This is a genomic window from Salinimicrobium sp. CAU 1759 (assembly GCF_054482715.1).
Genome location: NZ_JBTLRK010000001.1, coordinates 1,949,266 through 1,963,750 on the forward strand (window position 1 = coordinate 1,949,266; position 14,485 = coordinate 1,963,750).

Annotated in this window: 13 protein-coding genes; 6 read left to right on the forward strand and 7 right to left on the reverse strand. The window is 41.7% G+C overall.

All coding sequences use genetic code 11. The annotated features are described in order from the left end of the window. Window positions 1-140 precede the first annotated feature (140 nt). The 4 genes from nhaC to ACXYMT_RS08860 form a co-directional block, all read right to left on the reverse strand. On the reverse strand, window positions 141-1,619 hold the full coding sequence (gene nhaC, locus ACXYMT_RS08845; protein ID WP_459058713.1) for a Na+/H+ antiporter NhaC: 1,479 nt from the start codon (window positions 1,617-1,619) through the stop codon (window positions 141-143). Between the two features lie 200 nt (window positions 1,620-1,819). Further along, on the reverse strand, window positions 1,820-2,518 hold the full coding sequence (gene deoD, locus ACXYMT_RS08850; protein WP_459058714.1) for a purine-nucleoside phosphorylase: 699 nt from the start codon (window positions 2,516-2,518) through the stop codon (window positions 1,820-1,822). Next, window positions 2,515-3,165 carry a deoxyribose-phosphate aldolase gene (gene deoC, locus ACXYMT_RS08855; RefSeq protein ID WP_459059164.1) on the reverse strand — a complete coding sequence of 217 codons (651 nt, stop codon included), beginning with the start codon at window positions 3,163-3,165 and terminating at the stop codon, window positions 2,515-2,517. The genes deoD and deoC overlap by 4 nt, the downstream gene beginning before the upstream one ends. A gap of 236 nt (window positions 3,166-3,401) precedes the next feature. Beyond that, window positions 3,402-4,625: an aminotransferase class I/II-fold pyridoxal phosphate-dependent enzyme gene (locus ACXYMT_RS08860; RefSeq protein ID WP_459058715.1), complete on the reverse strand. Its 1,224-nt coding sequence runs from the start codon at window positions 4,623-4,625 to the stop codon at window positions 3,402-3,404. A gap of 159 nt (window positions 4,626-4,784) precedes the next feature. Between ACXYMT_RS08860 and ACXYMT_RS08865 the strand changes: the two genes are divergently transcribed. Together ACXYMT_RS08865 and lpdA are read left to right on the forward strand one after the other, a co-directional pair. Then, window positions 4,785-5,246 (forward strand): Lrp/AsnC family transcriptional regulator, encoded by a 462-nt coding sequence (locus tag ACXYMT_RS08865; RefSeq protein ID WP_459058716.1) that lies wholly within the window; start codon window positions 4,785-4,787, stop codon window positions 5,244-5,246. 236 nt (window positions 5,247-5,482) lie between these two features. Further along, the gene (gene lpdA / locus ACXYMT_RS08870; RefSeq protein ID WP_459058717.1) at window positions 5,483-6,889 is read left to right on the forward strand and encodes a dihydrolipoyl dehydrogenase; all 1,407 of its coding nucleotides are present in this window, start codon (window positions 5,483-5,485) and stop codon (window positions 6,887-6,889) included. 327 nt (window positions 6,890-7,216) lie between these two features. Here the strand turns inward: lpdA and ACXYMT_RS08875 are convergent, their stop codons facing one another. After that, complete coding sequence (locus ACXYMT_RS08875) at window positions 7,217-7,504, reverse strand: hypothetical protein (RefSeq protein ID WP_459058718.1); 288 nt, start codon at window positions 7,502-7,504, stop codon at window positions 7,217-7,219. 116 nt (window positions 7,505-7,620) lie between these two features. Then, window positions 7,621-8,985: an MATE family efflux transporter gene (locus ACXYMT_RS08880; protein WP_459058719.1), complete on the reverse strand. Its 1,365-nt coding sequence runs from the start codon at window positions 8,983-8,985 to the stop codon at window positions 7,621-7,623. A 266-nt stretch (window positions 8,986-9,251) separates the two neighbouring features. Between ACXYMT_RS08880 and ACXYMT_RS08885 the strand changes: the two genes are divergently transcribed. The 4 genes from ACXYMT_RS08885 to ACXYMT_RS08900 all read left to right on the forward strand — a co-directional run bounded on the left by ACXYMT_RS08885 (window position 9,252) and on the right by ACXYMT_RS08900 (window position 12,179). Then, window positions 9,252-9,395, forward strand: coding sequence for a hypothetical protein (locus tag ACXYMT_RS08885; RefSeq protein ID WP_459058720.1), 144 nt, complete (start codon window positions 9,252-9,254; stop codon window positions 9,393-9,395). A gap of 188 nt (window positions 9,396-9,583) precedes the next feature. Beyond that, window positions 9,584-9,802 (forward strand): hypothetical protein, encoded by a 219-nt coding sequence (locus ACXYMT_RS08890; RefSeq protein ID WP_459058721.1) that lies wholly within the window; start codon window positions 9,584-9,586, stop codon window positions 9,800-9,802. A gap of 74 nt (window positions 9,803-9,876) precedes the next feature. After that, complete coding sequence (locus ACXYMT_RS08895; protein WP_459058722.1) at window positions 9,877-10,746, forward strand: SDR family oxidoreductase; 870 nt, start codon at window positions 9,877-9,879, stop codon at window positions 10,744-10,746. Beyond that, on the forward strand, window positions 10,746-12,179 hold the full coding sequence (locus tag ACXYMT_RS08900; RefSeq protein ID WP_459058723.1) for a phytoene desaturase family protein: 1,434 nt from the start codon (window positions 10,746-10,748) through the stop codon (window positions 12,177-12,179). Before ACXYMT_RS08895 ends, ACXYMT_RS08900 begins: the two co-directional genes overlap by 1 nt. Window positions 12,180-12,226: 47 nt before the next feature. Here ACXYMT_RS08900 and ACXYMT_RS08905 read toward each other — a convergent pair whose 3' ends face one another. After that, a complete protein-coding gene (locus tag ACXYMT_RS08905) occupies window positions 12,227-14,419 on the reverse strand; it encodes a M3 family metallopeptidase (protein ID WP_459058724.1) in 2,193 nt (730 codons plus the stop codon). Between the last annotated feature and the right edge of the window lie 66 nt (window positions 14,420-14,485).

Below are 14,485 nucleotides of genomic sequence, written 5' to 3' on the forward strand. Positions count from 1 at the left end.
TCTTAAGTTTATAGTTATTGATTCAATTCGGCTGCAAAGATAAAAACAAAGAGCGGCCTCAAAAGGGCCGCAAATCTTTATTTTTTATTTGATAATAGCTTTTGTCAATCGTTCAAAAAACATCTCATAGTTTATTCTTATTAAGCTGCGATTTTGCTTCCCAATTGCCTGATCTTTATATTGAATGCGGCGTAGAACAGGGTCATAAACGGACTGAGATAATTGAAGATGGCATAGAAGAAATATGAGGCAACGGGAACTCCTAAAACACCACTGTGATATGCTCCACAGGTGTTCCAGGGGATAAGTACCGAGGTCACCGTTCCTGAATCTTCCAATGAGCGACTAAGGTTCTCGGGAGCCAAACCTTTGTCCCTGTATGCTTTTGAAAACATTTTCCCGGGTACAACTATGGCAAGATATTGATCTGAAGCTGTAGCATTTAGTGTGACACAGCTAAATACGGTACTTGCAAATAGCCCAAAGGTGGTATGGAAAAGGTTGAGCAGAGCTTTGCTAATAGTTGCAAGTGCTCCTATGGCATCCATAATTCCCCCAAATACCATAGCGCAAATGATAAGCCATATAGTTCCCAGCATTCCATACATTCCGCCAGAGGAGAACAGGTCATTTAGTTGTTCATTCTCTGTTGTTATAGAAGTATCCACAGTTATGGAATTCATAAGCCCCACATAAGCAGCTTCAAAGGAAAGACTGTCATAGCCGGATACCTGTGTCACCACTTCGGGCTGAAAAATTACCGCGGCAGCAGCTCCAAGTAAGGTTCCTAAGAGAAGAGCAATCAAAGGGGAAGTTTTCATTACGATGAGCACAATGACCAGTACAGGTACAAGAAATAGCCACGGAGTGATATTAAAGGCATTATCTATAGAGGCAAGTATTGATGCTGTATCTGCAGTTCCTTCCGGCTCAATGGTGAAGCCCAGGATACCAAAAACTATAAGGGTTATAATAATGGTAGGAACCGTGGTATAGGTCATATACCTAATATGGGTAAAAAGATCTGTACCGGCCATGGCAGGAGCCAGGTTGGTGGTATCACTTAAAGGAGACATCTTATCACCAAAATAAGCTCCTGAAAGTATAGCCCCTGCCGTCATTCCCACTGAAATACCCAATGCTTCGGCTATTCCTATTAGTGCAATTCCTACCGTAGCCGATGTCGTCCAGCTACTTCCTGTTGCAACCGATATCACAGAACATATGATTACTGTAGCAGCTAGAAAAATTGTCGGGTTCAGGATCTGTAGTCCGTAATAGATCATGGTGGGAATGATGCCACTAATGAGCCAGGTTCCCGCCAGGGAGCCAACCATTAGTAGAATTAGAATAGCACCGGTGGTGGACTTAATATTGTTCGCCACCTCTTCTATCATTGTGTCGAAAGATACTTTATTGAATATTCCGACTATGGCCGCAACAGCACCTCCAAGTAAAAGAATGAATTGATTTGAACCGCTTAAGGAATCATCTCCATAAACAAATACATTATACGCGAGCATTCCAATAAGAGCAAAAACGGGGAATAAAGCTTCCCAAATATTCAGTTCGCGATTAGTGTGAATTTTGGTGTCTTTAATAAACTTTTCGTCTTCCATTAAAGGGGGTCTAAATTATGAAGCCGTAATGTTACGATTTTTAGGCAAAAGTTGAAAGTTGAGGCTGTATTAGTTGTGGCTGTTGGGGCTTTTTGAACCAAAATTCTGGTTTTGTATGGATTTTAAACAGGCCTTAGCTCAATTAAAAAAGCGGAAATTCTACTTGAGAAATTCCGCTTGTGATCTCTTCAGAAGATAGTTTACCCTAATTCGAGGGCAATTTCCACCATTCCTTTGAAAGTTTTCTCCCTTTCCTGGGTTGTAGTTTTTTCGCCTGTGACCAGGGAATCTGAGATGGTCAAAAGAGCTAAGGCATTTACACCGTGTTTAGCTGCAATAGTGTATAATCCAGAAGATTCCATTTCCACACACAGCACTCCGAATTTTGACCATAGCTGGTATGACTCAAATTCATCGGCATAAAATTCATCGCTGGTAAGAACGTTTCCGGCTTTTACCTCAATTTCTTTTTCTTTTGCTTTCTCTATGGCCTGTTGAAAAAGCTTAAAACTCGCAGTAGGAGCAAAGTCGGCTCCCTGGAACCTGTACTGGTTGATTCCGGAAGTTGAGGATGCTGCCATTGCGATAACAATGTCTCTTATCTTTACGCTTTTTTGATAGGAGCCCGCACTACCAACTCTAATAAGGTTCTTGACATCAAATTCATTGATCAACTCATGTGCGTAAATAGAAATTGAAGGAACACCCATTCCTGTGCCCTGCACCGAAATTCTACGGCCTTTATAAGTTCCGGTGTATCCAAACATATTACGCACCTTGTTGTAACAGGTAATATCTTCAAGATATGTTTCGGCTATCCATTTTGCTCTTAAAGGGTCACCGGGTAATAATACTGTATCTGCTATATCGCCTTTTTTGGCGCCTATGTGTATGCTCATTTTTTTAATTCCTTTACTATTGATACTCCCGAAGAAGTTCCTATTCTTTCTACTCCGGCTTCAATAAATGATAGCGCCGTATCGAGATTCTTAACGCCACCGGAAGCTTTAAGTTTTGCCTTGCCTTCTACTGCCTTTTTCATGAGCTCGATATTTTCCATCCTGGCACCGTCAATTCCAAAACCGGTAGACGTTTTTACATAATCTGCCTTGGCCTTTACAGCCAGCTCGCTGGCAAGAATTATTTCCTGCGGAGTTAGATAACAGGTTTCAAGGATCACCTTAAGGATCCTTTCGCCAACGACTTTTTTAATGGCGGCAATTTCTTCTTCTACTTTTTTGAAGTTCTTTGACCGTAGCTCACCTACATTGATCACCATATCCACCTCTTCGGCACCATCTCTTATCGCCTGTTCTGTTTCAAAAATCTTAGCTTCTGTAGACATAGCTCCCAGCGGAAAGCCTACAACAGTACAAATCTTTACTTCAGATCCTTTGAGTTGCTCTTTGGCAAGACTAACATAGCCGCTGTTGACACACACCGAAAAGAAACTGTATTCTTTAGCTTCCTTACAAAGTTCAATAATATCATCTTCCGTAGCTGTGGCCTTTAGGATAGTATGATCTATGTACTTATTAATTTCAATCATGATTAAATGTTTTTACAAAAATGTAATGATTCTACCGCGTCAAAAATGATGAGGATCATGTAGGGAAGGCCCTCCTGGCCGGCAAAACCTCACAAATATAAAGATTCAAAGTCGCTTAGAAGACAAATCTTAAAAAAATAAGAGGTCCCGAAATGTCATTTTTGGAACCTCTTTTTTTAGAAACTTATTATCAATAGAATAGCTGTTTTAGCTTCAGGCTGGCAAGTTAGACCCTACTGCGCCATTTCTTCTGAAGGCTGAAGAATACCAACTTCCACCATGCATTCTTTCATCATTTCATAAGTGCGCTCAATATCATTATCAAGACCTATGGAGAACCTGATGATCCCATCTGTAAGTCCCATTTCCTTTTGCTCATCTTCAGGAATTTCTGAAGAAGTCGATGTGCCCGGAGCACTGAAAAGGGTTTTGTAGAATCCAAGACTTACCGCGAGGTAACCAAGATTTTTGTCTTGCATGAGTTCCATTAGGGCATTGGCTTTTTCCAGAGAACCGGCGTCTACGACCAGCATCCCGCCGTAGCCGTATTCGTCATTCATCATGCTGGTATAGAGCTTATGGCCAGGATGACTTTTTAATCCGGGGTAAAGGGTTCGCAGTCCGTCCTCTTCAAATTTTTCTGCCAGGAACAGGGCGTTAAGACTATGTTGCTTAATTCTAATGTGAAGTGTACGAAGATTTTTAAGAACTGATGCTGCACGTAAAGAATCCATCGTTGGACCTAACAACATGCTTGCTCCGTCATTCACACTACGAAGTTCATTGATGAATTCCTGGGTTCCGCAGGCAACTCCCCCCACAGTATCGCTGGAACCATTAATAAACTTTGTAAGGCTGTGGATCACCACATCTGCTCCCATAGTTGCAGGAGAAATTGCAAGTGGCGAAAAGGTGTTGTCAACGACCAGTTTAAGATTGTGCTTTTTTGCAATTTTTGAAAGTCCTTTAATATCTGCTATTTCAAGAAGAGGATTACTTACTGCTTCACAAAAAATGACTTTAGTGTTTTCAGTTATTGCTGCTTCTACCTTTTCCAGATTGGTAATGTCTACAAAAGAAGTGCTGATATCCAGTCGTGGCGCGAAATTCTTCAGAAAGGCATAAGTTCCGCCGTAAATGGTCCGGCTGGAAATTACATGATCGCCCGTCTGGCACAGCTGTAATAATACTGGGGTAATAGCTCCCATTCCGCTGGCAGCAACGTTTGCAGCTTCTGTGCCTTCCATAGCTGCTAGTGCTTCTCCCAGGTAAAGGTTTGATGGAGAGGAGTGGCGGGAGTACAGGTAGCAACCTTCAGCATTGCCTTCAAAGGTGTCAAACATTGTCTTTGCTGAAAGGAAGGTGTAGGTTGAAGAATCGGATATACTGGGGTTTACCCCTCCAAATTCTCCAAAATGCTGTAAGTCCTGAATTTTATCTGCCGGTTTAAACTTCATGATAGATTTTTTTAAATATTCCTTCCAAAGAAAAGAAGTTTTAGAATTTATATCAATGATAAAGCTCATGTATAGAAATATTACCTGTCAAAAGTGACCTTCTTAGATAATGTTTCTGATATATTTGCTGAATCACCATTCTTATAGAAAATTTTACAGATGAAGACAGATACTATTGATAAAAAATTACTTGGACTCCTTCAGGAAAATTCTAAAAAGACAAATAAGGAACTGGCAGGGAAGTTAGGGCTCTCGGTGACTGCGGTTTATGAAAGGATCAGAAAACTAGAGAAGGCAGGGGTGATCTCCAGGTACGTAGCCCTTGTAAAACCCGAAAAAGTGGAGCGATCCTTTACTGCTTTTTGCCAGATCAAACTCGTCCAGCATACCAAAAAGAATGTGACCGGATTTGAAAGTCAGGTCACCAAACTAACCGAAGTTATGGAGGTTTTCCACGTGAGCGGCGAGTATGATTATATTCTCAAAGTGATGGTGAAGGATATGGACGCCTACCGGGAATTCATGCTCAATAAGCTTACTGCCCTTGAACATATAGGCAGTACCCAAAGTACATTTGTGATTAGCCCGGTGAAGAATACTACGGTGCTGAGTGTAAGCTAAAGCTCATAGTTTAGGTTTTAAAGTTTTTCAATAATGGATCTCTTCCAATTAAATTTGCTGCGATAAAATTCCCGGTTCCTATTCAGGAATTATGATGTAAAGATCTGAAAGGTGAAAGGACGAACTTTAGAACGGGGGTATAAAGATGTTGCACATCTATGAACTACAGACTATAAACTCCGAACTAACTTTTGTACTTTTGTTACTCTTTTAAAAAATCAACAAAAAATATTTTTATGAGCACATATGATGTTGCTGTTATAGGTTCAGGCCCCGGAGGGTATGTAGCTGCGATTCGCTGCGCCCAGTTGGGAATGAAGACCGCACTTATAGAAAAATACTCCAGCCTTGGAGGTACTTGTTTGAATGTGGGATGTATCCCCAGTAAAGCCTTACTCGATTCTTCACACCATTACGATGATGCATTAAAGCATTTTGAAGAGCATGGAATAGAAATACCGGGAGAGGTGAAGGTAAACCTGGAGAAAATGATAGAGAGAAAACGTTCTGTGGTGAATCAAACTGTAGATGGGATCAAATTTCTCATGAACAAGAACAAAATTGAGGTTTTTGAGGGGGTAGCTTCTTTTAAGGACGCAACCCATATTGACATCAAAAAATCTGATGGTGGGTCTGAAACCCTGGAGGCAAAGAACACCATTATCGCAACAGGTTCAAAACCCGCCAATCTGCCATTCATCGACCTTGACAAGGAGAGGGTCATTACTTCTACTGAGGCATTGGAGCTAAAAGAAATTCCGAAGCACATGGTGGTAATAGGAGGCGGAGTTATAGGACTGGAGCTTGGGCAGGTTTACATGAGACTGGGAGCTAAAGTCTCTGTAGTGGAATATATGGACAGCATAATTCCAACAATGGACTCTGCTTTGGCCAAAGAATTGACGAAAAGCCTTAAGAAGCAGGGAATGAAATTTTACGTTTCTCATAAGGTGAATGCTGTAGAGAGAAATGGTGATGAAGTAGTGGTGAAAGCCAAAGACAAAAAAGATAAAGACGTAGAATTCAAGGGAGATTACTGCCTGGTTTCGGTAGGTAGAAAACCTTATACAGAAGGTCTCAACGCAGATGCTGCCGGAGTAAAGATCGATGACCGCGGACGAATTGAAGTAAATGAACATTTACAAACATCTACCAGGAACATTTACGCTATTGGAGATGTGATCAAAGGCCCAATGTTGGCGCACAAAGCTTCGGAAGAAGGAACTTTGGTGGCCGAAGTTATTGCAGGTCAAAAGCCGCACATCAATTACAACCTTATTCCGGGCGTGGTCTATACCTGGCCTGAAGTTGCCGGAGTTGGAAAGACCGAAGAGCAACTCAAGGAAGAAGGAGTTAAATATAAGGAAGGTAAATTCCCTATGCGTGCCCTTGGAAGATCAAGAGCCAGTGGAGATATCGACGGACTGGTGAAGATCCTTTCAGATGAGAATACAGATGAGGTTTTGGGAGTACATATGATCGGGGCCCGTGTAGCCGATCTTATTGCTGAAGCGGTGACCGCAATGGAATTCCGTGCTTCAGCTGAAGATATTTCCAGGATGAGCCACGCACACCCAACATACGCAGAAGCCGTCAAGGAAGCTGCCCTCGCAGCGACCGGTAACAGGCCGATACATATGTAGGCCATTAAAAATTAAACTTTAAAATAACGTGTCAAAAATGTCATTTTTGACACGTTATTTTTTTGTGCAATTATGAAAATAAAATTTTTATAAATCGTTTTTGCTCTGACTCTTTTACTACATTTATATCGAAATCAATTCTTTAAAAGATGCCAAAAGAAAAATCCCCTTCAAAGAACTCAGCCAAGAAGGAACCCGCGCTGAACCTGAAAGAAAAGCGTGCTGCAAAAGCCGCAAAGAAGAAAAGCAGAACCTAATTTAAAAGTTATAAAAGGAAAAGGCTGTCGAAAGACAGCCTTTATAGTTCTAGAATGGTTAATAAATGAACTAATCGTCGTCACCTACAAATTTGAAAAACCGGCTTTCCCCGCCGTCCTTTGTTTCTTCCTGATATAGGAACTGCAGGTTATTTTCGTCAAAGATCCTGAAAAACTCTTCCCAGGAAATATTCTTTAAATTATCTTCTGCATAGCCGGGGAAATTTATGCGTAAGAGTCCGCCGCCTTTACTGCTGTTTGAGGTGCTTTCCACTACAGCAGGTTTACCACCCCTGGCTTCAGTCCAATTTTTTATGGTGTTATGATCTTTTGTGGTCTTTGAATCTGATTTTGCCATTGTCAACTGGTTTTTAATTAATGATCACTCTAAATTCAAATTTTTGCCACTTAAGAAAAAGAGTTTTAACAGCAAAACAATAATTCTGTTAAGCTATTGTGAATCAAGTGTTGATGTCATTTTCGTTTTCTAAAAACTCTCAATTTCCAGTACCCTTTTTTGAAATAGATAAATGCTGCGAGGGCAGCGATAAGATTGGAAATAGGGAAGGCCCACCATATCCCTTCGTAGCTTAAATCGGTCCTGTGAGACAGCATGAATGCAAGCGGAAATCTTATGATCCAAAGATTGAGTATGGATATGAGCATAGATGCTTTAGTGAATCCGGCGCCATTGAAGACGCCATTTAAAACCTGCTGCACTCCCAGGAGTCCAAAGCTGGGTGCCATTATTTTGATGAAAAGCGCAGCGTCTTGAATAACATCGGGATCATTGGGTATAAAGAAAGCTGTAATAGGTTCGGCAAAGAAATACATAAGCAAGCCCATTCCCGTGAGGCCGAAAAAAGCTATTTGGCTGCTGAGGTTTGCCACTTTTTCAGCCCTTTTGATCTTGATCGCTCCTATATTTTGTCCTACCAGCGATGTCGTGGCAATGGCTAATCCAAGTGCCGGAATGACAATAAAGCTTAATATCCTTGCTCCAATTCCATAAGCAGCTACGACCTCACTTCCAAAACCTGTCACCAGTACCACCATAAAAGTCATTCCCAGGGCCCTTGTAGATTGTTCTATACTTGCGGGGATTCCCAGATTCACAACTCTCCTCAAAGTGAAGAGGTGCGGCCGCATTTGATCTAAGCGTATCCTGATCCCGCTCTTTCCTCTAAAGAGGATCCATAAGCCTATTGCTGCGGAAAGAGCTTGTGTGACAATGCTTGCTACCGCTGCCCCTGCGACCCCATACCCTGGAATTGGACCATATCCATAGATAAAGAGGGGATCCAGAACTAAATTGAGAAATACGGTAAACAGTACGATGTATACCGGAAGCATAACATTTCCAATTCCACGCATAAGAGATTGAAATGCAAAGAACATGAACAAAAAGACGAAACCTATTGAGGATACCTGGAAATATTCAACGGAGTCATTTAAAATCTCAGGTCCGGCTCCTATAAGTTTCATGAGCGGTGCGGCCGAAAAATAGCTAAGGACAGAAAGCAGTAAAGAGACAAAAAAGATGAGGGAGATGGTTTGCGAGGAATTGAAATCTACCTTTTTTTGATCTTCAGCTCCAAAATACTGGGAGACCACTACCGTACCTGCCAGGGTCAAGCCCGAACCCAGGGAGAGTACGAGGAACAACAAGGGGAAACTGATGCTCACGGCAGCTACTGCGTTTGCACCCAAACGGCCTAACCAAAATGTGTCTATTAACTGGTAAGCCGTTTGAAGAATGTTCGCCAGGATAATGGGAACGGCAAGATTAAAGAGGGAACTAAAGATTTTACCTTCAGTATATTTCTTTTTTTGCTTCATCTGGCCACAAAAATACTGCAGCTACAGTCCAATTTATGCTAAAACTTTAATAATTCCAACAATGGGAGCATAAAGAGATGTAATTGTAAATTGTAAGAAACATCTTTAAGAAAAATGTAATGTAGAGTTCTTCAACAAGAAATTAAACAATTTAATCTTATGAGGAATTTTTGGAGTTGTTGATTAGGTGGAAATTTCGTAAATTAAAAGAGTAGAATGATTTAACTATTAATATGGTCTAAAATTACTGAAAACTCTATTACATCATGAGCGTTTTAACAAACATCTGGAATAACTATACAGTTGAGTTTTCCACTGCCCAAAAGGTAATTATTGCTATAGTGCTTGGTATGATCTTTTTGATCGCTCTCCTGGCGATCGTTTTGGTCATAATGGAAATTGCCAAGTAACATGCACCTTAGATGTGTGAAAACAACTAATCCTTTTCCAAGGGGTATTTTTCTATTGCCTAATAATGACATAATTTCTTCCTTATATTCTGTCAAAAGCTTCCTGAAATTCAGCTTCTTGTTCATTCTCTCGATTTTTAATATATTTAGGTAGAACTAATTAGCTGTTGCTAAGAAAAAATTCAGGTATGGACGTAAAAACGATCTACAAATTGATGAAGCCTCACCTCGATTTGTTGAATTCTTCAGAAAAAGCTACTCTTTCCAGATTGATCAATAGCCGAAAACCCGAAAAAGTAACTTGTGCTCACCGCAGGATCCTTTCGGTAACAAAAGCCAAGGAAAAGCTGAAGACCTTCTGCCGGCGTGAAATGCAACGGGAGAAAATGGAGCATACAGCCCACTAATTTTTTGTTAATCCCGGTTTCACCTTAAATTCTTCTGATTATTTCCTGTAATTTCAGGAAGAAAGAACATAATCATGGAGGAGAAAATATTATTGGCTGGCGCTTCAGGAGCTCTTGGGCTGGAAGTACTTAATTTACTTCATCAACAGGGGAAAAAAGTAAGAGCACTTGTACATTCCGCAGAAGGAGCTGAAAAGGTGTCAAACCTGACGGATGATGTCTGGCGAGCCGATGCCAGTGAAGGTAATGAGATCATCAAGGATATTACAAAAGATATCTCTATAGTTATTTCAACCCTTGGGAAAAGTGTTAGCCTCTTTACTAACGGCGGAAAATCTTTTATGGAAAACGATTTTTATGCCAATTCCAATATCCTGGACGATGCTGTTAAGAACAACGTGAAGAGATTTATCTATGTCTCAATCAAAGGTGCGGAAAAAGCCCTGGAGTATGAGGTAGCTAAATCTCATAAGATGGTGGAGGATGCTTTAGAAGCCTCAGGTCTGGATTATACTATTATTAGGCCTGTAGGTTTTTTTTCGGGCTTGAACGATTTGGCGATCATGGCGAAAAGAAAAGTTATTCCTATAGTAGGGGAAGGGAATGCCCGTACAAACAGCATTCATCAAAAAGACTTGGCAAAGGTCGTTCTAAAGTATTTAAATGAAGGTCCTGACTTAATAGAAGTAGGAGGACCACTTGTTCATACCCGCCGGGAAATGGCAGATATGATCGCCGATAAACTTGGAGGGAAAGTTATTCCTGTTCCTGAGAAAGTGGCCGAATGGGGAATGTTCCTGCCGGAATTCGTTGATGATAACATTTCAGCCAAACTAAAGTATTTCAAATTTGTGACTACTAATGATATGATCGGGGAAAAACATGGAGATATCACTTTTGAAGAATATCTCGAAAGTCTCGACCTGGAAAAAGACTTACCGTAATGCCCGAAAAATATGATGCCATAGTAATTGGATGTGGAAGTAATGGAATAGCTGCCGCAATACGACTACAGCAAAAGGGACTAAAAACTGCTATTTTTGAGCAGTCATCTGTTCCCGGAGGTGCTACCAAGACTCAGGAGTTAACCCTACCGGGATTTAAACACGATGTTGGTTCTGCAATTTTACCTCTTGGCTTGGCATCGCCATTCTTTCGTAATCTTCCCCTGCAGGATCATGGCCTTGAATGGATCTTTCCAGAAGTAGCCTATGCTCATCCTTTTACTGATGGTACAGCTTATGCGTGCTATAAAGACATACATACCACTGCCGCACAACTGGGAGAGGATGGAGTTGCTTACCTGAATTTAATAAAACCTTTGCTGGATAACTGGGATAAACTCAACAAAGATCTACTTGGCCCGCTGGGAATACCCGATCATCCTCTACACTTCATGAAATTCGGTTTAAAGGCCTTACCCTCGGCCAGGATGATAGCTAACAGGTACTTCAAAAATGAGAAAACCAGGATGTTCTTTTATGGCTCGGCAGCGCATTCTACATTACCTTTGACGAGTTTAGCCTCGGCTTCTTTTGGGCTGGTACTTACTACCAGTGCCCACAGGTACAATTGGCCCTTTCCCAAAGGTGGAGCCGGGAATTTTTTCAATTCCCTGGTGAAGTATTACGAGTCACTAGGTGGAGAAATCCATACAGATCATCTTGTTCAGGATATTAGGGATCTTCCTAACGCTTACGCTTATTTGTTTGACCTTACGCCAAAACAATTGCTGAAGATCAAAGGACTTAATTTTAATTCTTTTTACCGGAAAAGAATGGAGTCTTACAAATATGGTGCAGGAGTTTTTAAAATGGATTGGGCATTGAGTGAGCCTATTCCATTTACAAGCGAAAAATGCCGAAAGGCAGCGACTGTACATCTTGGGTTTTCACAGCAGGAAATCGAGAAGTCTGAAAAAGGCATTCACGAGAAGAACATGACGAAAACACCTTATGTAATATTGGCTCAGCACACTCCTTTTGATCCATCCCGGGCACCTGAAGGAAAACACACCGCATGGGCTTATGTTCACGTTCCAAATGGAAGCACGACCGATTATTCAGAAATCATTGAAGATCAAATAGAGCGGGCGGCACCTGGATTTAAGGATACTATTCTTGCCCGTTCCTCCATGAATACCGTAGCCATGGAGCAATTTGATCCTAACCTAATTGGAGGGGACATCAATGGCGGAAAACAGGATATCACGCAGCTGTTTACCCGACCAGTTGCCCGCTTATCACCATATTCTACCCCAGATCCACGGGTTTATATCTGTTCTTCGTCCACGCCTCCCGGGGGTGGAGTGCACGGAATGTGTGGATTTCACGCGGCTCAAAAGACCTTGAAAGACCATTTTAAAGAATTGCTTTAAAATAAAATGGCCGGAACTTGTCCGGCCATTTGACACTTAAAAAAGTTTTATTGCTGTTGGTTTTCAGAAGGAACTGGAAAACCCCGATCTCTCATGAGAGCATCAATATTAGCATCTCTTCCTCTAAAAAGCCTGTAAGCTTCAGCAGGGTCCATAGCATTACGTGGCGCGAAAAGGTATTTCACCAGTTTTTCGGCTACGGTCTCATCATAGAATCCACCCGGTGCTTCTCTAAAGGCTTCCGCAGCATCTGATGTCAGTACGTCGGCCCATAAGTAACCGTAATATCCTGTAGCATATCCTTCACCCGAGAAGACGTGTCCAAAGTGCGGAGTTCTGTGTCTCATTACGATCTGTGATGGCATATTAAGCTCCTCCAGAGTTTCTTTTTCGAAGGTTTCCATGTCTATCTCTTCAGGATCTGTTGTGTGTAATTTCATATCCATTAGAGCCGATGCTAGGAATTCGGTGGTTGCAAATCCCTGGTTGAAAGTAGAAGCTTTTTTGATCTTTGCTACCAGTTCCTGCGGAATTGGTTCACCTGTCTCATGGTGAACTAAAAAGCGATTGATCACTTCATCTGTAGACAGCCAGCGTTCCAGTAATTGTGATTGGAACTCGGTGTAATCTCTCACTCCACTGTTTAGAATAGGATATTTTACTTCTGAAGCAAAGAAGTGCAGGGCATGACCAAATTCATGGAAAAAAGTAGTTGCATCATCCCAGGAGATCAAGACCGGTTCTCCGGGAGCAGGTTTGATAAAGTTTGAGTTGTTGGAAGCTAAAACTGTTTCTTCCTTTTCGTCCATCTCGGCATGGCTGCGGTACTGTGAAGCCCATGCACCCGAACGTTTTCCTTTACGGGCGTAAGGGTCAAGATACCAAAGGCCTATATGCTTACCACTGTCTTTATCGGTCACTTCCCAAACTTTTACATCCTCATGATATACGGGAACTGTCCCCTCTGGAACCGGAGTGAAAGTATAGTTAAAGACTCTGTCTGCTGTATAGAATAAAGCATCAGTAAGCTTGTCCAGCTGCAGGTATTGCTTTACTTCATCAGATTCCAGGTCATATTTTTCCTGGCGAACCTTTTCAGCATAATACCTGTAGTCCCAGGGAGCGATAGCGATATCCTTTCCTTCTGCCTTCGCAAGTGCCTGCATATCGGCTACCTCTTCTTCCACACGTGCCAGTGCAGCAGGCCACACAGCTTCCATGAGTTCCATGGCTCTTTCAGGTGTTTTTGCCATCCTGTTTTGGAGCCTCCACTGGGCATAATTGTCGTAGCCAAGCAGTTCGACTCTTTCGTCTCTCAATTTCAGGATCTCTTCGATGATCTGTTTGTTATCATATTCATCATCATTATCACCACGCGAGTAATAATTCTCCCAAACCTGTTTTCTCAATTCTCTTTCATCTGAATAAGTAAGGAATGGATCCATAGAGGAGCGGGTGTTTAATACGGCGTATTTTCCTTCTTCACCACGATCGGCAGCAGCTTTTGCAGCCGCTTTGACGTAAGATTCGGGTAGTCCGCTTAATTCATCTTCTTCAAGATAGACGACATAATTCTCTTCTTCGGCCAATACATTGTTGCTAAACTGAGTGTAGAGACGCGACAGCTCCTTGTTTATTTCAGCATAACGGGCTTTGTCGGCTTCATTTAGATCTGCACCTTCCATTGCAAAGTCTTCATACATGAGCTGTACTGCCCGCTGTTTTTGAGGAGAAAGGGGATCTTCCAAAGAACGTTCATAAACTGCCTTTACTCTTTCAAAAAGCTCTTTGTTCTGAGATATTTTTGAGGAATACTCTGAGATCTTAGGAGCTAACCTCTGCTGGATCTCCCTGAATTCCGGCGAAGACATATTGCTGCTCCAAATACCGTAATAGGTAAAGACGCGGTCAAGCTCTTCACCCGATTTTTGCATGGCAAGAATGGTGTTGTCAAAAGTGGGAGGAGCAGGATTTGCAGAGATCATAAGCACTTCCTGTAAGTGCGAAGCCATGGCAGTTTCCATCGCCGGCTGTAGATCTTCAAGTTTCATTTTATCGAACGCAGGTACTCCGCCATAGGGGCCTGTCCATTCCTGTAAAAGATCATTTTTCATAGTAGATTTTTGTACTGTTTCAACCTGTTCATCCTGTGGTGTGGGGGTAGGTGAATTTCCTGAACCGCATGCAGCAATGACTGTGGCTGTAATTAAACCAATACTCAATTTTTTTGTGGGGATCATTTTCTCTTCATTAAAATTATTCGATTTCCAAGATACTAATAATCTAAAAAATGGAGAGGGCCGAAA

Coding starts and splice junctions, on each gene's coding strand:
- ACXYMT_RS08890 (WP_459058721.1), top strand. CDS start 9,584: ATGGACGTAAAAACGATCTACAAATTGATGAAGCCTCACCTCGATTTG.
- ACXYMT_RS08865 (WP_459058716.1), top strand. CDS start 4,785: ATGAAGACAGATACTATTGATAAAAAATTACTTGGACTCCTTCAGGAA.
- lpdA (WP_459058717.1), top strand. CDS start 5,483: ATGAGCACATATGATGTTGCTGTTATAGGTTCAGGCCCCGGAGGGTAT.
- ACXYMT_RS08880 (WP_459058719.1), bottom strand. CDS start 8,985: ATGAAGCAAAAAAAGAAATATACTGAAGGTAAAATCTTTAGTTCCCTC.
- ACXYMT_RS08895 (WP_459058722.1), top strand. CDS start 9,877: ATGGAGGAGAAAATATTATTGGCTGGCGCTTCAGGAGCTCTTGGGCTG.
- ACXYMT_RS08885 (WP_459058720.1), top strand. CDS start 9,252: ATGAGCGTTTTAACAAACATCTGGAATAACTATACAGTTGAGTTTTCC.
- ACXYMT_RS08900 (WP_459058723.1), top strand. CDS start 10,746: ATGCCCGAAAAATATGATGCCATAGTAATTGGATGTGGAAGTAATGGA.
- ACXYMT_RS08875 (WP_459058718.1), bottom strand. CDS start 7,504: ATGGCAAAATCAGATTCAAAGACCACAAAAGATCATAACACCATAAAA.
- deoD (WP_459058714.1), bottom strand. CDS start 2,518: ATGAGCATACACATAGGCGCCAAAAAAGGCGATATAGCAGATACAGTA.
- ACXYMT_RS08905 (WP_459058724.1), bottom strand. CDS start 14,419: ATGATCCCCACAAAAAAATTGAGTATTGGTTTAATTACAGCCACAGTC.
- ACXYMT_RS08860 (WP_459058715.1), bottom strand. CDS start 4,625: ATGAAGTTTAAACCGGCAGATAAAATTCAGGACTTACAGCATTTTGGA.
- nhaC (WP_459058713.1), bottom strand. CDS start 1,619: ATGGAAGACGAAAAGTTTATTAAAGACACCAAAATTCACACTAATCGC.